This window comes from Phocicoccus pinnipedialis (assembly GCF_903994035.1).
GTDB lineage: Bacteria > Bacillota > Bacilli > Staphylococcales > Salinicoccaceae > Phocicoccus > Phocicoccus pinnipedialis.
Window position 1 is genome coordinate 81351 of the sequence record NZ_CAJEWB010000004.1, and the last position, 19315, is coordinate 100665.

22 protein-coding genes are annotated in these 19315 nt (G+C 39.7%); 16 read left to right on the forward strand and 6 right to left on the reverse strand.

The genetic code is table 11. From position 1 onward, the window contains the following. Together H9D55_RS01035 and tadA are read left to right on the forward strand one after the other, a co-directional pair. Positions 1 to 699 carry an HAD family hydrolase gene (locus H9D55_RS01035; protein WP_186076063.1) on the forward strand — a complete coding sequence of 233 codons (699 nt, stop codon included), beginning with the start codon at positions 1 to 3 and terminating at the stop codon, positions 697 to 699. Further along, complete coding sequence (gene tadA / locus H9D55_RS01040) at positions 689 to 1174, forward strand: tRNA adenosine(34) deaminase TadA (protein WP_186076065.1); 486 nt, start codon at positions 689 to 691, stop codon at positions 1172 to 1174. Before H9D55_RS01035 ends, tadA begins: the two co-directional genes overlap by 11 nt. Before the next feature lie 101 nt (positions 1175 to 1275). Here tadA and folE2 read toward each other — a convergent pair whose 3' ends face one another. From folE2 to thiD, 4 genes are read right to left on the reverse strand one after another with little or no spacing between them, the layout of a single operon-like run. Next, positions 1276 to 2154, reverse strand: coding sequence for a GTP cyclohydrolase FolE2 (gene folE2 / locus H9D55_RS01045; protein WP_186076067.1), 879 nt, complete (start codon positions 2152 to 2154; stop codon positions 1276 to 1278). A 1-nt stretch (position 2155) separates the two neighbouring features. Then, positions 2156 to 2854 carry a bacillithiol biosynthesis deacetylase BshB2 gene (gene bshB2, locus H9D55_RS01050; protein WP_186076306.1) on the reverse strand — a complete coding sequence of 233 codons (699 nt, stop codon included), beginning with the start codon at positions 2852 to 2854 and terminating at the stop codon, positions 2156 to 2158. A 10-nt stretch (positions 2855 to 2864) separates the two neighbouring features. Beyond that, positions 2865 to 3230 carry a DUF1806 family protein gene (locus tag H9D55_RS01055; RefSeq protein WP_186076069.1) on the reverse strand — a complete coding sequence of 122 codons (366 nt, stop codon included), beginning with the start codon at positions 3228 to 3230 and terminating at the stop codon, positions 2865 to 2867. A 59-nt stretch (positions 3231 to 3289) separates the two neighbouring features. Continuing rightward, positions 3290 to 4120: a bifunctional hydroxymethylpyrimidine kinase/phosphomethylpyrimidine kinase gene (thiD, locus tag H9D55_RS01060; protein WP_186076071.1), complete on the reverse strand. Its 831-nt coding sequence runs from the start codon at positions 4118 to 4120 to the stop codon at positions 3290 to 3292. Positions 4121 to 4237: 117 nt separating this feature from the next. On the opposite strand from thiD, the gene H9D55_RS01065 reads away from it, so the two are divergent. From H9D55_RS01065 to H9D55_RS01075, 3 genes are read left to right on the forward strand one after another with little or no spacing between them, the layout of a single operon-like run. After that, positions 4238 to 4894: a uracil-DNA glycosylase gene (locus tag H9D55_RS01065; protein ID WP_186076073.1), complete on the forward strand. Its 657-nt coding sequence runs from the start codon at positions 4238 to 4240 to the stop codon at positions 4892 to 4894. Next, positions 4887 to 5117, forward strand: coding sequence for a hypothetical protein (locus tag H9D55_RS01070; RefSeq protein ID WP_186076075.1), 231 nt, complete (start codon positions 4887 to 4889; stop codon positions 5115 to 5117). Before H9D55_RS01065 ends, H9D55_RS01070 begins: the two co-directional genes overlap by 8 nt. Positions 5118 to 5129: 12 nt before the next feature. Beyond that, positions 5130 to 5501 (forward strand): DUF423 domain-containing protein, encoded by a 372-nt coding sequence (locus H9D55_RS01075; protein ID WP_186076077.1) that lies wholly within the window; start codon positions 5130 to 5132, stop codon positions 5499 to 5501. Between the two features lie 215 nt (positions 5502 to 5716). Here H9D55_RS01075 and H9D55_RS08185 read toward each other — a convergent pair whose 3' ends face one another. Together H9D55_RS08185 and hemQ are read right to left on the reverse strand one after the other, a co-directional pair. Then, positions 5717 to 5839: a hypothetical protein gene (locus tag H9D55_RS08185; RefSeq protein WP_268883994.1), complete on the reverse strand. Its 123-nt coding sequence runs from the start codon at positions 5837 to 5839 to the stop codon at positions 5717 to 5719. Between the two features lie 75 nt (positions 5840 to 5914). Further along, entirely contained in the window at positions 5915 to 6661 is a 747-nt protein-coding gene (gene hemQ / locus H9D55_RS01080) for a hydrogen peroxide-dependent heme synthase (RefSeq protein ID WP_186076079.1), read from the reverse strand. 129 nt (positions 6662 to 6790) lie between these two features. On the opposite strand from hemQ, the gene H9D55_RS01085 reads away from it, so the two are divergent. The 11 genes from H9D55_RS01085 to aspA all read left to right on the forward strand — a co-directional run bounded on the left by H9D55_RS01085 (position 6791) and on the right by aspA (position 19213). Beyond that, positions 6791 to 7585, forward strand: a complete 795-nt coding sequence (locus H9D55_RS01085; protein WP_186076081.1) for a lipoate--protein ligase family protein — start codon at positions 6791 to 6793, stop codon at positions 7583 to 7585. A gap of 21 nt (positions 7586 to 7606) precedes the next feature. Then, positions 7607 to 8776, forward strand: coding sequence for an MFS transporter (locus H9D55_RS01090; RefSeq protein ID WP_186076083.1), 1170 nt, complete (start codon positions 7607 to 7609; stop codon positions 8774 to 8776). 10 nt (positions 8777 to 8786) lie between these two features. Then, on the forward strand, positions 8787 to 10082 hold the full coding sequence (locus H9D55_RS01095; RefSeq protein ID WP_186076085.1) for an HD domain-containing protein: 1296 nt from the start codon (positions 8787 to 8789) through the stop codon (positions 10080 to 10082). 12 nt (positions 10083 to 10094) lie between these two features. Beyond that, positions 10095 to 10598 carry a YwhD family protein gene (locus H9D55_RS01100; RefSeq protein WP_186076087.1) on the forward strand — a complete coding sequence of 168 codons (504 nt, stop codon included), beginning with the start codon at positions 10095 to 10097 and terminating at the stop codon, positions 10596 to 10598. Between the two features lie 146 nt (positions 10599 to 10744). Beyond that, on the forward strand, positions 10745 to 11146 hold the full coding sequence (locus tag H9D55_RS01105; RefSeq protein WP_208454716.1) for a DUF1934 domain-containing protein: 402 nt from the start codon (positions 10745 to 10747) through the stop codon (positions 11144 to 11146). Between the two features lie 3 nt (positions 11147 to 11149). Continuing rightward, entirely contained in the window at positions 11150 to 12796 is a 1647-nt protein-coding gene (gene argS / locus H9D55_RS01110; RefSeq protein WP_186076091.1) for an arginine--tRNA ligase, read from the forward strand. 107 nt (positions 12797 to 12903) lie between these two features. Continuing rightward, positions 12904 to 13731, forward strand: coding sequence for an ABC transporter substrate-binding protein (locus H9D55_RS01115; RefSeq protein WP_186076093.1), 828 nt, complete (start codon positions 12904 to 12906; stop codon positions 13729 to 13731). Further along, complete coding sequence (locus H9D55_RS01120) at positions 13721 to 14662, forward strand: FecCD family ABC transporter permease (RefSeq protein WP_186076094.1); 942 nt, start codon at positions 13721 to 13723, stop codon at positions 14660 to 14662. Before H9D55_RS01115 ends, H9D55_RS01120 begins: the two co-directional genes overlap by 11 nt. A 47-nt stretch (positions 14663 to 14709) precedes the next feature. Next, the gene (locus H9D55_RS01125; protein ID WP_186076096.1) at positions 14710 to 16683 is read left to right on the forward strand and encodes an alpha/beta hydrolase family protein; all 1974 of its coding nucleotides are present in this window, start codon (positions 14710 to 14712) and stop codon (positions 16681 to 16683) included. A gap of 11 nt (positions 16684 to 16694) precedes the next feature. After that, positions 16695 to 17780, forward strand: a complete 1086-nt coding sequence (locus H9D55_RS01130; protein ID WP_186076097.1) for a M24 family metallopeptidase — start codon at positions 16695 to 16697, stop codon at positions 17778 to 17780. A 20-nt stretch (positions 17781 to 17800) separates the two neighbouring features. Beyond that, entirely contained in the window at positions 17801 to 19213 is a 1413-nt protein-coding gene (gene aspA / locus H9D55_RS01135; RefSeq protein ID WP_186076099.1) for an aspartate ammonia-lyase, read from the forward strand. The last annotated feature ends 102 nt before the right edge of the window (positions 19214 to 19315 follow it).

Consider the following 19315-nt stretch of genomic DNA (forward strand, 5'->3'; position numbering starts at 1 on the left):
ATGAAGAAAGTGATCATATATGACAAAGATGGTACGCTCCTTGACTATCATAAAATTTGGATACCGTATGCGCACAGGTGCATCAGCGACTTTATTGATGAATTTGAAATAAATGATGATCCAAAAGAGCTAGCAGAAACATTCGGTATACGAGACGGAGAAATAATGCCGAACTCAGTGATCGCATCTGGCACGGGTAAAGATATTCACCATGCATTTGAAGGTATTCATGAAGGTGGAGGCAAGTGGGCAAAAGCATACTATGAGAACAGTTTGGACGAGTTGCATGATAATATGGTACTCATCGATGGTGCTGTAGAAGCGCTCAAAACTGGACAAAAACTCGGCTACACCAATATGATACTTACTTCAGATTCCAGACAGAGCACACTTAATTTCATTAAAAAATTTGAGCTTGAGGAATATATATCAGAGATTGTGTGTGGGGACGACACACCGTACAGCAAACCGGATATTAGGGTGCTGCAAGATCAAATTGAAGCGGGGCTTAATCTTAAAGAAGTCGTGATGGTTGGAGACAACAGTGCGGACACACTTCTAGGAAAAGACGAAGGCGTAACGACAATCGGAGTATTGTCGGGCACGTGTGAGAGTGTCCACCTTGAAGGTGCCGACCACATCGTGGACAGCGTGAAAGATCTATTTAAAGACGGGAAGTTTATCTTAGATGAATCATGAATTCTACATGAGAGAGGCGCTGAAAGAAGCAGAGCTCGCGCGTTTAAAAGATGAGGTCCCGATTGGCGCAGTGGTTGTGAAAGACGGAGAGATAATTGGGCGTGCGCATAATCTGAGAGAGACGACGCAGCAGCCGACGGCGCATGCGGAACTTTTAGCGATTGAAGCGGCGTGTAAAGAGGTGGGCAGTTTTCGTTTAGAAGACAGTACGCTCTATGTCACGCTAGAGCCGTGCGTCATGTGTAGTGGGGCAATTGTGATGAGTCGTGTGCCACTAGTGGTGTACGGAGCACGCGACCCAAAAGGCGGCACGGTCGACAGTCTCATGAATCTTTTAGACACGACAGAATTCAATCACCGTGCAGAGGTGATATCAGGCGTTTTGGAAGAAGAATCCAGACAGATGTTGAAAGTCTTCTTTAGAGAATTAAGAAACCGGAAAAAGCGAGAGAAAAAAGAGCGCACTACCGAATGAGGTGGTGCATATTTTGAAAGGCACAACATTCAGCTTCTAAATTCTCACAAAAAACACGCGATCCTATGGGAGTCAATCTCTCAAAGGGTTGCGTGTTTTATTTATTTTGTATATTTAAGTCTACTAAAAGCATCGTGCTGATGAATACTTTCTTCATTACGGCATTCTACTTCGAATCCTTTTACCCAGTCTAGATCTGCAAGGTCATATGCGACTAAACGAATCAAGTCTTCTACAAAGCGTGGATTCTCATACGCGCGCTCTGTTACCATTTTTTCATCTGTGCGTTTTAAAATCGGATAGAGCTGACTCGATGCGTTAATTTCTAACGCGTTATAGACGATTTCCTTGTAGTCTTCAGGAAGTTCTTTCGTATTGTCAATATCGAGAAGAACTTTGATGTAACCGCGCTGGTTATGTGCGCTATACTCACTGATTTCTTTAGAGCAAGGGCATAGTGTCGTAATCATACCAGTCATACCAAACTGCTTTTTAGTGAGCGTCTCACCATCATATTCAGCATGGTATTTAACATCAGCGTTCGCCACAGCATGTAGGTTCGTGCCGGGTGAATATTTACTGAAGAACCAAGTACCTGTTGCTGTAAGTTCAGCTGACTTCTGCTTCATATTTTTTTGAAGTACGCTTAATACTTTTTCAATTGTTTCAAAGTCTAGTGAAACCCCTTTGTTGTTTTCAGTTTCTAGTGATTCTAAAATACGGCTCATGTTAATCCCTTTTTCGTCGCGTTCTAAACTCGTCGCAAGTTCAAATGTACCAACAGATTGGTAATCGCCAATCACTACAGGATATTTTAAGTTGTTAATACCAACTGAATCTACACTAAATAGAAAGTCCTTTTTTGTGTTTTGAAGATCTACCATGTCTTCTTTATTTTTAGGTTTCGTACCTTTAATTGGTTCGACTGAACCAAAGTGTCTATATCGCGCTTCGCGATTAGAAAAATCTATTCCAACCATATTAATTGTTCCCCTTATTATTAATCCAATCTTCTATATCATAAAGGTAAAAGTTCTCTTTTTCAAACCAACGTTCTCGTGCCATCTCACTGACTTGTGTATCTTTGCTCAAATCAATTAATAATTTAGCTGTTTGTGACACGTGTGCGGATAGCACTTTCAATTTACGATCTGTATAATCTTTAACTTCTGTTTGAATGTCTGGTTCTCCTAAATCTTCGAACGTACGTTTATCAAACGCAACGAGAGTAAGTGTTGGACGGTCTTTCTTATCCAATTCAGCTACTGCATCTAAGACCGCAGCTGCTGTAGCTTCGTGGTCTGGGTGCACACAATATCCAGGATAAAAAGAAATTAATCTTGTAGGTTTTAACTCGTGCAGTAATTCAAGAACATCGTTTTTAACCTTACCTTTTTCTTCGAACTCAAGCGTTTTATCTCTATAACCATAAAACTTAAGTTCAGAGAGATCCATTAAGCGTGCGGCTTCTTCTTGTTCAGCCTTGCGAATCTTCCATAAATCTTCTCTAGTCGTCGGTGGGTTACCAACGTTACGTCCCATATCGCCATACGTCAAGCATGCGTAGGTCACAGGCACACCCATATCTCTATATTTCATAATTGTTGCTGACACACCAAACGCTTCATCGTCTGGGTGTGGGAATACAACAAGTACATGTGATTCTTCTTTTAAAGTCATCATAAAACTCCTATTTTTTAAATTCTTTCCTTGAAATCTCTAAGGCTGCTGCAAGTTTACCTGAGTGATCGATACCATGTAAGATAAACTCATCGTTCTTATTAACAGTGTAGTGAGATAGTCCAGTCACGTAGACCCAGCCGCCGTTATCGAGTTTTAAACCAACACGATGCTCGAAGTTGTTGCCACCTTTTAGTTTACCTTCAGTGTACGTCACGGGAATATTTCTTAAGAATGTTCCTGTATTAAATACGTCATCGTTATTGTGGCTCGCATATACACCATTTGTGATTTCGACGTGAATGTATACGGGTTCATTTTTATATTCGTCCAAGAGCGCTTGAACTTTTTCTTCATCTAGTGGTTTTAGTTCCATGATAATCTCCAATCTATATTTAAAAAGAGATAGAAGACTCTATCTCTTTCATTAAACATTTATAAAGTTTCAGTCTCTACTTTGATTTCTTCAACTGTATTGTAAGCACCGTGAGTCACAACTCCGACATGCTCATTCATTTTCCAACCATGCTTGATTGCGCTAGTGACAAATGCTTTCGCGTCACGCACTGCTTCAAGTGGTGTCTTACCGTTTGCTAAGTCTGCAGTTACACTTGCTGCAAATGTACACCCAGCACCGTGGTTATATGATGCATCAATCTTGTCTGCAGATAGTAACGTGAATGTTTCACCATCATAGAACACATCGATGGCTTTATCTCCAACAATACCAGTACCACCTTTAACTACGACGTATTTAGCGCCTTTATTGTGGATAATCTTAGCAGTTTCCTTGATTTCATCGAGTGTGGCTGGTGTTTTAACCTCCGCAAGTTGACCTGCTTCAAATAAATTTGGCGTTACAATCGTTGCATTCGGAATTAAATGTTTCTGCATCGCTACAACTAAACCTGGGTTTAACACCTCATCGTCACCTTTACATACCATAACTGGGTCAACGACAAAGAATTTAGCGCTGCTATTTAAGAATGCATCTTTCGCAACAGAAATAATTTCTTCACTTGGAAGCATTCCTGTCTTGATTGCATCTGGGTTTAAAGATAGTGCAGTTTCAATTTGTTGTTTTACGACTTCAAGTGGAACTTGTGAAACGCGGTGTGACCATGTTTCTGGATCCATAGAAACGATAGAAGTTAATGCGCAATATCCATACGTTCCGTGTTGTTCAAATGCTTTTAAATCTGCAGCGTAGCCTGCGCCACCTGAACAGTCCGTTCCTGCAATTGTTAAAGTCTTCTTTAATGCCATGTTTTAACGCCCCTTAAGAATCAAATAATATCTATATTCTACTATTAAATCATGTAACATTCTACCCTCATGCTCATTATAAAAATGGTATAATATTAAAGAAATAGGGGGGATCCTGTGGAATGGCAAGATGTCTTTAGTGAGATTAAAAATAACTATGATTTTACACGACTTAACGAAATTTTAGATGAGAAGTATAGTGAGGGGAAGGTATTTCCGAAGCGCGATGAGATATATAAAGCATTTGATCTAACGCCGTTTGAAGATGTGAAGGTCGTAATTCTCGGGCAAGATCCATATCACAACATCAATCAAGCATATGGTTTGGCATTTGCGGTGCGTGACGGGGCGAAGTTCCCACCATCCCTAAGAAATATCTATAAGGAATTAGAGAATGATTTAGGGATTACACGTACGACTGGTTCTTTATCAGACTGGGCAAAAGAAGGTGTGCTTCTCTTGAATACCGTGCTAACAGTTGATGCGCACCAAGCCAATTCCCATAGGGGTATCGGCTGGGAAGTTTTCACGGACGCGGTGATCGAGGCCGTTTCCAAGTATCGAGAGGACGTTGTTTTTATCTTGTGGGGAAAACCTGCGCAATCGAAAATTAAACTAATTGACGAGAGTAAGCACAAGATTATTCAATCCGCCCATCCGAGCCCATTATCAGCATACCGTGGATTCTTTGGATCGAAGCCGTTCAGCGAAACGAATGACTTCTTGGAATCAGTTGGAAAGACTGAGGTAGAATGGAGTGAGAGAGATGCGTAAACGTATTTTAAATGAGATTCATGAAGAACTTGATAAGTACGAAGCGTCGAATGACGACAAGCACTTATATGCGGTAGAGCGCCTTGTGGCAGTGTTAAAAGAAGATAAAAACATGGAAGTGAAAGAAGAGCCTAAGGAACGTAAGATTCCAGAGCGCAAAAATTTGGACGGGCTGTTGCTCGCTGAAGAGAAGACAAATGCAACATCTATTTTTGATTTTTAAAGGAGTACAATTATGAAGGTATTAATTATTGTTGGAGCAATTAACGCGCTAATAAGCGTAGCTTGTGGAGCGTTTGGCGCACACGGATTAGAAGGGAAATTATCAGAGCATTACTTACAAGTATGGGAAACAGCATGTCGTTACCAGATGTATCATGGGTTAGGAATCATATTGATTGGTGTGTTAAAGCATATGACGGGTATACAACTATTTGGAACAGCTGGTTGGATTATGTTAGTGGGTATTATTTTATTTAGCGGGAGCCTTTTCGTATTAGCATTGAGTGGCGTTAAGATTTTAGGTGCAGTTACACCGATTGGTGGCGTATTCTTTATTGCATCTTGGGTGATGGTGATCATTGGCGCACTTAAAATCCCTGCTTAGTGATTCAGTAAAATCATGTTACCAGTATGGTAGCATGATTTTTTAATTTTATTTGAGGGTAATCATGTTTTCCAGAAAATGTTCATTTGTTTTTCTGGATTTGGTAAGTAAATGCCAACTTGTAAATTTCGCCATTCCACCTATGTTTTTGCACAGAGTCTACAGACACAAAAAGCCTCTTAAATTAAGTACAATTTAAGAGGCGTTAATATATATTAGCGTTTTTTGCCGGTTGTATACGGATTTTTTGAAGTGTTTTTATTCATGATCTTGTCCACTACTTTACCAATAACAACTGGAGCGATAAAGACAAGCGCACGTTTAATTAGTCTACTCATTCAATGTGTCCTCCTAAATTCTTTGTACTTTATATAATACACAGTTTTGGAAAACACGAAACATTTTAATATTAATTATTTGAAAAGCAGATCTAATTGATCGTTAGGTATGTGGACACCAACGTAGAAGTCACCGAACACGCCATAACGTGCAGATGTTTCATCGAATCTCATCTCGTAGATGATTTTCTTGAACTCTAACATGTCATCAGACAAGAGAGTTACTCCCCATTCGTATTTATCTAAACCTTGTGAGCCCGTAATATATTGCTTGATTTTACCTGCATAAGAACGTCCGATCATCCCATGGTCACGCATCAGTTTCTGGCGTTCCTCCATTGGTAGCATATACCAGTTGTCATCTCCATCACGTTTTTTGTCCATAGGATAAAAACAAATGTACTGTGACTTAGGTAAGTCAGGATATAGTCTTGATTTCACGTATGGGTTCTCATACGGATCTTCATCCGAATCTTTTGCAAGATATGATGACATTTCAACAACAGATACATATGAATATGATGGCATTAAGAATTCAGATATCTGAAGCTTGTTGAATTCAAGCTCAAGTGCGTTTAACTCATCTACAGTTGGTCTAAGTAACCATAATAATAAATCTGCCTTTTGACCTGTGATGTTGTAGAACGCATAACTTCCATTCTTTTCATCTTGTACAGCTTGTTGTTTATCTAAGAAAGCTTGTAATTCAGAGATCAGTGCGTCTTGTTCTGCCTCGTCAAGTAGACGGAGTGCTGTCCAATCTACGTTGTAGAGTAGGTGCAGACTCCACCAACCATCTAATGTACTAACTGCTTCACTCATTAAAATCCCTCCAGAATTTACGGTTAAGTTCATTGTATCTAATTAAAATTTGAACTTAAAGTTGATATTCTGAAAAATTGTGACGAATTAAGTATAATATAAAAATAATGAAATTTTTGAGGAGTAGTTATGAACGAACAGACTTGGCATTTTTTACCGATTGAATACACAAAGCATCCGTTTGAATCGTTTGCATACGATGATCTCTTGATGCACTTGGTGTCAGAGGACCATATTAATAAAGCAAGAACGTGGGTGCACGACGAATTTGTTATTCTTGGTCTACAAGATATGCGTTTACCGAATTTAGAGTCTGGAATAAAATTTCTAGAGGACAGTGGCATGAACTACATTGTGAGGAACAGTGGTGGACTTGGTGTTGTGTTAGACAAAGGAATATTGAATCTTTCTATGATTGTACATAAAGATGAAGCTTCAACGATAGAGATTGGATATGAACTCATGTTCAACTTAATGAAAGATATCTTACCACACGAAACAATCGATGCGTATGAAATTGTGGGGAGTTATTGCCCAGGAAATTTTGATTTATCTATCGGTGGCAAAAAGTTTGCGGGAATCTCTCAACGACGCATTCGCGATGGTGTTTCAATTCAAATATATATAGCAGTAATGGGAAGCGGTGCAGATCGTGCGAGGATCATGAAGGAATTCTACTCGCACGCACGAGCAGAAGAATCGTCTAAATTTATGTATCCAAAAATTGTGCCAGACGTCATGGCGAGCTTGTCGGAATTGACAGGAGAGCCATTCACTGTAGAGCTCATTGAAGGTCGCATAAAGGATGTGTTAACGAAACGCTATGGCGGAATGAGCGTGTTACCGCCATTCGACAAGACACACGAAGATTACAAAAAATTTCTTCTCAATATGAAAAAGCGGAATGCACGTTTTGACATATAGAGCAATGAAGGGAGTTTTATCATGAGTGTGAGCGAAGTACGCTCAAGAATATTTACTTTAGAATTTATTATTGTTTTTATTTTTCATTTTATTTTGATGTTTAGTATGTACACAACACTAGTTACGGTGAGTGGTGTGTCCATGGAAAAATATGGAATTGGACCATCACTCGCAGGATTTGTTGCGAGTGTATTTATTTTGGGTATTTTATCAGGGCGCGCCGTAAGTGGTAACCTAATTAATAAAGTTGGGGTTAAAAATGTAGTGTGGGGTGGAGTAGCGATGTTCTTTCTAACATACGCGTTCTACTTTTTAGATTATGGTCTTATCTTTTTAATTATTGTGCGACTATTAAACGGTTTCGCAACTGGATATATCAGTACTGCTTTAAATACGCTTGCGACAATTATTCTTCCGAAAGATAGAAGGGGAGAAGGAATCAGCTACTTCAGCTTGAGTTTAGTTCTTGCATCTTCAATCGGTCCATTTGCAAGCTTTACTATATTTAAAGATATGTCTTTCAATCAGATGCTAGTCATTGTTGGTATTATCATGGCGGTTACGACGGTATTGTTTCTTTTCGTGAAGACAAATAACAGTTATAGTAAATATAGGAATGTACAATTCAAAGTAATTGATAAAAAAGCAGCAGTGATGGCACCTGGTATCCTGATTCTTGGTTTCACACAGTCGACGATATTCGCATTTATTGGTACGTACACAATACTGAATGGTTACGTACTTGCAGCATCGCTGTTCTTTATCGTATACTCAGCAGCAACGATGCTCACACGTCCGATCACTGGTCGTATCTTAGACCAAAAAGGTTCGGTTGGTTTAATCATCACAACGATTATATTCAACGCAATAGGATATTACATTCTAGGTGGTGCAATCAGTGATTGGATGGTTCTTGTGAGTGCCGCGGTGATTGGTCTCGGAATGGGGAACTATCAGAGTATCGCACAAGCAACATGTGTTGAACTTGGAGATAAAGACAATATCGGCCTATCAACATCTACATTCTTCATTAGTTTAGAGATCGGACTTGGCTTTGGACCACTGATCTTAGGTTTGATTGCAGGAGCCGTAGGTTACGGTCAGATGTATCAACTGATGGTGCTACCAATTGCAATTGCATTAATTCATTTTATTATCTTTGTAAAACCAAAATTAACACGTCCTGTATAGGAGGGACGCCATGATTCCATATAAAAACCAAAAATTAAAAGATGAGAAAGTGTTCAAGGATCCAATCCACAGCTATGCACACGTCACTGACCAAGTGATCTGGGATCTCATAAAAACACGTGAGTTCCAGAGACTAAGACGTATCAGACAACTTGGTACGTTATATATGGCTTTTCACTCAGCAGAACATTCGAGATTCAATCACTCACTCGGTGTGTATGAAATTGTGAGAATTATGATTCGTAACTTCAGAAAGTACGAAGTGTGGAATGATGAAGACAGAGTGCTCGCATTATCTGCGGCACTCCTACATGACCTTGGACATGGACCGTTCTCTCACAGTTTTGAAAAAATTTTTAACACAGATCACGAATATTATACGAGAAAAATTATTTTAGGAGACACTGAAGTCAATAAGGTCTTAAGAAGAGTATCAGACACGTTTCCTGAAGAAGTCGCGAGTGTTATCGATCATACGCATCCGAATAAGCTTATCGTGAGCATGATCTCGAGTCAGATTGATGCAGATCGCATGGATTACCTTCAGAGAGACGCTTATTTCACGGGAGTAGAGTATGGTAAGTTTGATATTGATCGACTGCTTCGTGTGATGATTCCAACGAAAGATGAGATTTTAATTAAAGAAACGGGAATGCACGCGGTCGAGGATTATCTGATGAGCCGTTATCAAATGTATTGGCAAGTGTACTTCCATCCAGTTTCACGTGGAGGGGAAGTATTACTTACATTAATATTTAGACGTGCGCAAGAACTATATAAAGAAGGATATAGATTCTTACAAGAGCCTAAATATTTGAAGCCATTTTTCGACGAGGATGTTTCTGTCGAAGATTATCTGATACTGGACGAGATGGTCGTGAATTTTTATCTTCAGGAGTGGATGTATGAGAAAGATGAGGTCTTAAGTGAACTCGCGGACCGTTTTGTGAACCGTGAACTTTTCAAGTACATTCCGTTTGACGGCTCATATATCACGATGAGCGAACTTAATATGCTCTTTACTGAAGCAGGCATTGATCCGAAGTACAACTTGTTCTCAGATAGCTATTCTGACATGCCATACGATTATGATCGTCCAGGTAGCAAGGATACGAGAAGACCGATTCACCTGTTAAAAAGTAATGGTGAAGTCAGAGAAATTAGTTCTCAGTCAATCATCATAAATTCAATTACAGGAATTCATAGATTTGACTCAAAGTTGTACTTTCCTAAGGAAAAAGTCAATAATATAGAGAATGAGAAGCTAAAATCGCGTATTTTAGATTTGCTTGACGAATTGTCATAGGAGGAGATTTTGTTGTCAGATAAAAAACCAGGATTCCAATTTAATATCATTAAAAATGATCCACTAGATGGACACCGGGGTGTAAATATTGGAGCAATATCTTTAGAAAACGTTGCACCTGTGTTTATCGATTTAGACACATATGAGGTTTGGATCGACATGGGTGGATTACATGCGCGCGCTGAAGTTGAGAAGCGTGTGAAATGGGTAACGGATAAGAGTGAAGCAGAAGGGGAAGGAAAAAAAGAATATTTCCTAGTGTGGGTTGCGGTTGAAAGACTAGAGCAAGGTCCGGCATACAGCGGAGTAACTGCATGTTACGAAATGGTCAATAAAGAAAAACGCCGTGGATATAAAATGATGCACGAACACGTGAACTCACTTGACCACGCACTAAAAGGGCGCATTGACCTGAGTATTTTAGACGATAAGGCAAAAGCGGTATTAAAAGAATTTCTGATGAATCATAACAAAGAAATGTGGACAAATTCTAAAGAATTACAAAAAGTACTCTAAAATAGCTCGGTTTTTCAAATAACCATTTGATATATAATCAAAATAAAGATACAATAAAATATAGTTATATAGTATAACTAAGACACTAAAGGTGGAGCGCATGCTCTGCCTTTTTTAGTACCTTTTTATGCTATAATATACAAATCATGGTGGTGAGACAAACGTATAAATTAACACAAGTTGTGGCAACAAGTACTGAGAATAAACGCTTTGAACAGACGCTTGATGTCAATGTTAAAACGAAAAAAGGAAGCACGTATTATCTGTATACCGAAGCGCTCGATGAGCACAAATTAAAATGCGTACTGAAAGTTGAAGAAAATAGAGTCAAAATTAGGCGACGTGGTGTCATCAATATGAACTTTACGTTTGTTAAAGACACACTTACCGATACGTTTTATGAATCACTTGCAGGGCGACACCATTTTTTTGTACACACGAACGATATTCAATTAAATGATAATGTTATACACATTGATTACGATCTTTATGAAGGCGATGAAAAACTTGGTAACTACAAGTACACATTAAAGAAAGAGGAAAAATAGCGTATGGATATTAAACAACAACTACAAGACGCTTTAAAAGTAGCAGTCACTGAGACTCAAAATATCGAAACGATTCCAGATATTAAAATTGAAATCCCTAAAGATAAAAACAACGGAGACTTCTCAACAAACTTGGCGATGGTGTTAACGAAACTTGCTCGTAAGAACCCGAGAGTCATTGCGGAAGAACTTGTTGATAATTTAGACAAAGAGGCACTGAGTATTGAATCTGTAGACATTGCGGGGCCTGGGTTTATTAACTTTAAAATGAGCAGCGCATCACTTACAAATATCATCGACCGCGTGTTAGAAGAGAAAGAAAACTACGGTCGCACGGTTCGTGACGACAAAGAGTCGATCCTAATAGAATTTGTTTCAGCGAATCCAACAGGTGCACTCCACATTGGTCACGCGAGAAACGCAGCGGTCGGTGAAACGTTAGCGAATATATTAGATTTCGCTGGATACGATGTGAGCCGTGAGTATTACATCAACGATGCGGGTAACCAAATTAACAATTTAGCGTGCTCAATCGATGCGAGATTCTTCCAAGCGCTCGGAGAAGACATGTCACTTCCTGAAGATGGGTATCATGGAAAGGACATCAAGGAAATCGGTGTCGAACTTGCCGAGAGACACCCTGAATACAAAGACCTAGACGACGAAACACGTATTAAAAAATTCCGTGAACTCGGTGTCGAATATGAGATGAGAAACTTAAAACAAGACTTAGCTGACTTTGGTGTTCATTTCGATAACTGGTTTAGTGAAATGTCATTGTACGAGAAAAATGAAGTTGAAGCGGCACTTGAGGCTATTAAAGCAAATGGGTTCACTTATGAAGAAGACGGTGCGTTATGGTTGCGTACGACAGACTTTAAAGATGATAAAGACAGAGTTTTAATTAAGTCTGACGGTTCGTACACGTACTTAATGCCAGATATTGCGTACCACTACGACAAGTTAGAACGTGGTTTCGATACCCTCATCAATCTATTTGGTGCAGATCATCACGGTTACATTAACCGTCTTAAAGGTGCGATTGGTGCATTAGGACAAGATCCAGAACGCCTAGAAATTGAAATCATGCAGATGGTTCGTTTAATTGAAGATGGTAAAGAAGTGAAGATGAGTAAGCGTACAGGTAATGCTGTTACGTTACGTGAGCTCATGGAATTAATTGGAGTAGATGCAGCGCGTTTCTTCTTAGCGATGAGAAGTGCAGACACGCCGTTTGACTTCGACTTAAGCTTAGCGAAATCTGAATCAAGCGAAAATCCTGTGTACTACGTTCAGTATGCACACGCGCGTATTTGCTCAATTCTACGCCAAGCAAAAGAGCAAGGATTCGAGATTGATACGACAAAAGGCTATGATGTCATCGAACATCCACAGGCGTTAGAGTTACTGAAAAAGATCGGTAGCTTCCCTGAAATTGTTAAAAATGCAGCGAAAAATCGTGCAAACCAAAGAATCACAAACTACGTACAAGAACTCGCAAGCGAGTTCCATAAATTCTATAACCAAGAAAAAGTACTTGGTGAAAATGAAGACAAAACCTACGCATACCTAGCTATGATTGAGGCTACGCGTCAAACAATTGAGAATGCATTACGACTCGTTGGTGTATCAGCGCCAGAAAAAATGTAAGATAGGGCCAAGCGTACATAAATGTACGCTTGGCTTTTTACATATCTTTAGAAAAATAACTAATATATAAAGGAGAATCTATGAAGAGAGTATATTTAGTGCTAATAATGCTTATTATGATAACGCTCGCTGCGTGTCAAAAAGAACATGATACAGAAATGAGAATCGTTTCTCTCATTCCGTCTAATACTGAGATTGTGTCAGAGCTCGGGCTTTTTGATTCGCTTGTCATGGTGACGGTATCTGATGACTTTCCGGACATGGTAAAGTCTGATGATATTACTAAAATCGACACGTTCAACTTTGACGTTGAGAAAGTTATTGCTGAGAAGCCAACACATATCGTATCTCATGAAAGCATAAATGATGGTATCAGTTCAGAAATAGAACGTGTTAAAAAAGCGACTGGTGCGAAAGTACTCGTGGTAGCAGATGCGACTTCTATTGAAGATGTATTTCGTGATATAGAAACAGTCGGAAACTTCCTAGGTAAGTCTCAAGAAGCAGATGATGTTGTTGAGAGGCTTGAAGCAGAGTTTACGGAGTTCAAAGAAAGTATTGAGCCAAAGACCAAGCAAAGGGCAGTCGTGTTTTTATCTCCAACACCTGAAATCTACACGGTCGGTAGAGATACATTTATTTCTAGCTTGTTAAAAGGGGCAGGGATGGTCAACGTCTTCAGTGATTTAAAAGGCTATCCTGTTGTATCGAACGAATCTTTAGTGAAGCATGAACCACAAGTGGCAATTAACTTGACAGATATGAGTGATAAAGACTTCAGAGATATGTTGAAATCGACACCAGGTCTGAAATCTTTAGATATTACAGATCTTGGAAATCAGTGTACACCAGATGTGAACCTAGTATCCCGTCCAGGACCTAGGATCATCCAAGGCATGAAGTCACTCGCAGAGTGTTTTAACGATGAAAACTAGTAACTTAGTGATGGGACTCATCATTGTCTCATTGCTGTCGATTCTCATTGGACCAATCAACGTTTTTAATGATCTACAGGGACAATTATTTGTGTTGACAGAAATACGAATTCCCAGGACGGTGCTCGCGGCTCTTGGAGGAGCGGCTCTTTCAATGAGTGGTGCAGTGTATCAAGTGGTTCTTCAGAACAGGATGGCCGATAGTTTCACGCTAGGTATGGCAAACGGTGCAACGCTCGGTGCATTCTTTGCGATTTCGTTAGGCTTACCGATTGTTTTTATCTCATTATTTGGGATAACGACAGGGTTAATGACTCTCGGAATCGTACTTCTAATTTCGAAAAGGCTAGACTATAAATATGCGCCAGCGACGCTGATTATTACGGGGATATTACTCGGGGCACTATTTAGTGGACTGTTGTACATCTTTATTTTGTTTCAGCCGGACAAGACTAATCACTTACTCACATTTATGTTTGGCTCGTTCGGTAACGCAAATATTTATCATTGTTTGATCGTAGGAATTCTGTTTTTAGGTTCTGCAATCTATGCATTAAAAAATGCTCTATTATTAGATTATCTAACGCTCGGAGAATTGCGTGCACATAGTTTAGGTGTCAATGTCGGAAGGTTACGCTTCATGATGCTTGTGGTTTTAGGTTTGGCCCCACTCGCACTCATCAGCCTAACAGGAATCATCGGACTCGTCGGAATCATTGTTCCACAAACGTTGCAGTATTTTAAACCGATGAAAACAAGAGAGCTATTAATGCAATCAGCATTATTTGGAAGTATATTTTTAGTTGTTGCGGATGTAGTGGGACGCGTGATTCTAATGCCATATACAGTACCGACAGGGATCATCGTGATGCTATCTGGTGTGCCAATCATATTCATATTGCTTTATAAACGCATGATAAGAATGACATAATTATATCTGTTAGAATAAATTTAAAGATGATTTTTAGGAGAGTGCGCATGAACAAGAAGAAAACAGTACAAATTAACGATATTTTTAACATCAAGTCAGTATCTACGCCAAAAGTGGTGCCGAATTCTGAACGCGTGACGTATTATGTGACAAGTCTCGATGAAGACAACAACACGTATTACACACATTTACATCAGTATAGTGACAAAGGAAACCTAAAATTAACGTATAGCAAAGAACGTTTAAGCAGCATCATGCATAGCCCAACAGGCAATATGTCAGTATTTATTGCAAATGGCGATAATGATAAGCCACAGTTGTTTATCCTGCGTGAAGCAGGAGGAGAACGTGAACAGTTAACAGACGAGAAATATGGTGTGTCCAACGCCATGTTCTGCAAGGGTGGTAGCAAAGTGTTCTACCATGTATCAGTGCCCGTTGATGAAAAAGACGAACACTCTAAAAATAAGGACAACGACGAGAAGTTCCCAGAACCAGTTGTTGTCAATCGCATGAAATACAAATCTGATGGCCTCCCAGGTCCATTTGGATCTGTTGAACCTGCGTTCAGACAAATCAAAATGATTAAACTGGACTCGCGCGAAGTGACGACAGTGAAGAGCGGAGAAGAGAACTTTACACTGTATGAAACGATTCGCGGTGGATTTGTATACGCGACAGATAAGAGTGAGAATCCAGACTTCAACTTCTCACAAAAGTTATATATTCATCTAAACGGTGAGGACACTGAAATTGAGAGATCAGAGGGTGGCATAATTAGCGTTGAGACTAATAAAGATGACACACACTTACTCATTACTGCAATGGACCGTAAGTATGAAAACGCGACGCATCCAAACATAGAACTGTATGAAATCAGTTCTGGCCAACGTATAGACCTGACAGGTAAACTCGATAAGCCAGCAGGTGATGCTGTTGTTCAAGACATTCAACAATCCACTGAAGGTAGCCCAGCTGTTTGGGTGAACGACACGGCGTTTGTTTTCCTATTATCGGATGACGGTTCTGTGAATCTCTGGAAAGGTAACATTGACGGAGAGGTTAAACCATTACTAGAAGGACGTCATTACATATATGGTATGGACGCGAACTCTGACGCAGTGTACATGACGATTTCAACTCCAGTGTCACCAAGTGAACTGTATAAATTTGACCTAGCATCAGAAACACTTGAGCAGTTAACGGAAGTCAACAAAGACTATGTTGACGAGACAGAACTTGTTGACCCAGAGGATATCGTGTTCGAAAGTTTCGATGAAACCGAAGTTCACGGCTGGTTCATGAAACCTGCAAATTACGAATCAGGAAAAGTCCCGATGGTTGTAAACATTCATGGGGGACCACACGCATTTTACGCAAACACGTTCTTCCATGAGATGCAGGTGTTGGCATCACAAGGCTATGCAGTACTGTTCGTTAACCCAAGAGGTTCTCATAGTTACTCACAAGAATTTGTTGACGCGGTTCGTGGCGATTACGGCAATGGTGATTACAAAGACATCATGGCAGCGGTTGATTTTATCTTAGAAAAGTATGATTTTATTGATGGAAACAATCTTGGCGTTACGGGCGGATCATACGGTGGATTCATGACGAACTGGATCGTTGGTCATACGAATCGCTTCAAGGCGGCAGTGACGCAGCGCTCAATTTCAAACTGGATCAGCTTCAGAGGTGTATCGGATATCGGGTACTACTTCACAGACTGGCAGATTATGGCAGGGATCGATGACTTAGATACGCTTTGGAAGCATTCACCACTCAAGTATGTTGATGACATTGAAACGCCACTACTCATTTTACATAGTGAGTATGACTTCAGATGTCCTATCGAGCAAGCCGAGCAACTCTATACTGAGTTAAAATATAGAGGTAAAGATACTCAGTTTGTGAGATTCCCAGATGCGGACCACAACTTATCTCGTACAGGCGCACCAAATTTAAGAATCGCAAGACTCGAGTACATGACAAACTGGTTTAACCAGTATTTAGAACAATAAGGAGAGTATTTATGTCAGATAAAATTCAGTTACTTACAGAAGAAATGAATACAGATATTGCAATTATCACAGATCCCATGAACGTATTTTACTTTACAGGAATGTTTTCAGACCCACACGAGCGTTTACTTGCGTTAATCGTTAAGAAAAACGGCACGACATCACTTGTATACCCAGCGCTCGACGACGAAGCGGTAAAAGGTAGCGCGAAGGTCGACGAGTTCTTGCCACACCGTGATGGTGAAGATGCATTCAAGGAAGTCTTTAAAGTACTTGATGGCGCAACAACTGTAGCTGTTGAAGGAGATCACTTTACATTTAACCGCTACAAGCGTCTCCTTGAAATTGTAGAAGATAAAAACATCACATCTATTCAAGACGCAGTTAACAAACTGCGTGGCATCAAAGACGAAGATGACAAACAAAAGTTACAAGAAGCTGTTGACATCACAGAAAAAACGCTGCATACATTATTCGATATGGAAATAGAAGGCATGACCGAGCAGCAAGTTTCAGATCACTTGGTTGACACGTTCAAATCACTTGGCGCAGTTGCTCCATCATTCGGTCCGATTGTCCTAGCGGGTAAGAACGCAGCAAAACCACATGGTGACACTGGTGACACGGTAATTAAGAAAGGTGATTTCCTACTTATCGACTTCGGTATTGTTACTAAAGATAACTACGTATCAGACATGACGCGTACTTTTATTATTGGTGAACCAAATAAAGAACAAAAAGCCATTTACGAATCTGTTTTAAAGGCAAATATAGCAGGGATTGAAGCAGCTAAAGTGGGTACTAAATTCAGTGAGATAGACAAAGCGGCGCGTGATTCTATTGAAGCGGATGGATTTGGTGAATTCTTTACACACAGAGTAGGACATGGACTCGGACATGATTTACACGAAAGTCCTTCTGTTGATAGCAACAATCATGATATAATAGACACTGGAAACGTTATCACGATTGAGCCAGGGATTTATAAGGCTGGAGTGGCTGGAGTTCGTATAGAAGATGCACTCTATGTAGAGGATTCAGGTGCTTACGTATTTAATAAATTCCCTAAAAACCTTGATGACATGAAATTAAAATAGCAAAGTGAGGAATAGTTAGAATGTCAGTTAAGACAAGAATTGAATCAGATTTTATTGGAGAGAAAGAAATTGCGGATAGTGCATATTACGGGGTACAAGCAGTTCGTGCATTAGAGAACTTCCCAATTACAGGAAACAAAATCAACGATGATTTAATCCGTGCACTTGCGATGGTAAAAAAAGCAGCAGCAATCGCAAACTTTGAGATCGGTGATCTTGACGAAGAGATTAAAAACGCTATTGTACAAGCTTCAGAAGAAATTATTGAAGGTAAATTACACGACCAATTTATTGTTGACCCAATCCAAGGTGGAGCTGGTACATCAATTAACATGAATGGTAACGAAGTAATTGCAAATCGTGCGCTCGAAATCCTTGGCCGTGAAAAAGGCGATTATGATTTCATCAGCCCAAACAACCACGTAAACATGGCTCAATCTACAAACGACTCAGTTCCAACGGCAATCCACATTGCAGTAATCATGCGTGCAGAAAAACTTCTCGATGTTATGAGAGATATGCAAGCAGCATTTAGCCAAAAAGCTGAAGAGTTTGACGACGTAATTAAAATGGGACGTACCCACTTACAAGACGCGGTGCCAATTCGTTTAGGACAAGAATTTGGTGCTCACGCGCGTGTAATTGGAAGAGACATTGCTAGAATAGAACTTTCATTAGAACACTTAAAAGAAATTAATATCGGTGCAACAGCTGTAGGTACGGGTTTAAATGCTCAACCTGAGTACATCAAGCATGTTGTTAAAATTTTATCCGAGATATCAGGATATGAACTTGTATCTGCAGAAAACTTAGTAGATGCAACTCAATTCACTGATGGATATGTAGAAGTTTCTGCTAACCTTAAAATCGCGATGATAAACATGTCTAAGATTGCGAATGATATCCGTATGATGGCTTCAGGTCCCAAAGCAGGACTCGCAGAAATCGTATTACCAGCTCGTCAACCAGGATCTTCAATCATGCCTGGTAAAGTAAACCCGGTTATGCCAGAAATGATCAACCAAGTGGCATTCCAGGTACAAGGAAACGATCTTACAGTAACTCTTGCCTCTGAAGCAGGTCAGTTCGAGTTAAATGTTATGGGTCCAGTACTTCAGTTCAACCTATTACAATCAATCGACATTATGACAAACGCATTCCGCTCATTTACAGACTACTGCATAGTAGGTATCGAAGCGAACAGAGAAGTAATGCAAGCATATGTAGACCGTTCACTTGGAGTCATTACAGCACTTGTACCACACATCGGTTACAAAGCATCATCAGATATCGTTAAAGATGCTATGAAGACAGGCAAAGGCGTTCGCGAGTTAATACTAGAAAAAGGTATATTGTCTGAAAATCAAATTAACCATGTGCTAAACGCGTTTGAAATGACAAATATTGGCATCACTGAGTTGCCAGAAGAATAATATCAAAGCTCAACTGTACACAGTTGAGCTTTTTTTATTTTAAATAAGTAAGCGTTTAAAATTTAGATATGATATAATATAAGTGATAAAATTATAAAATTA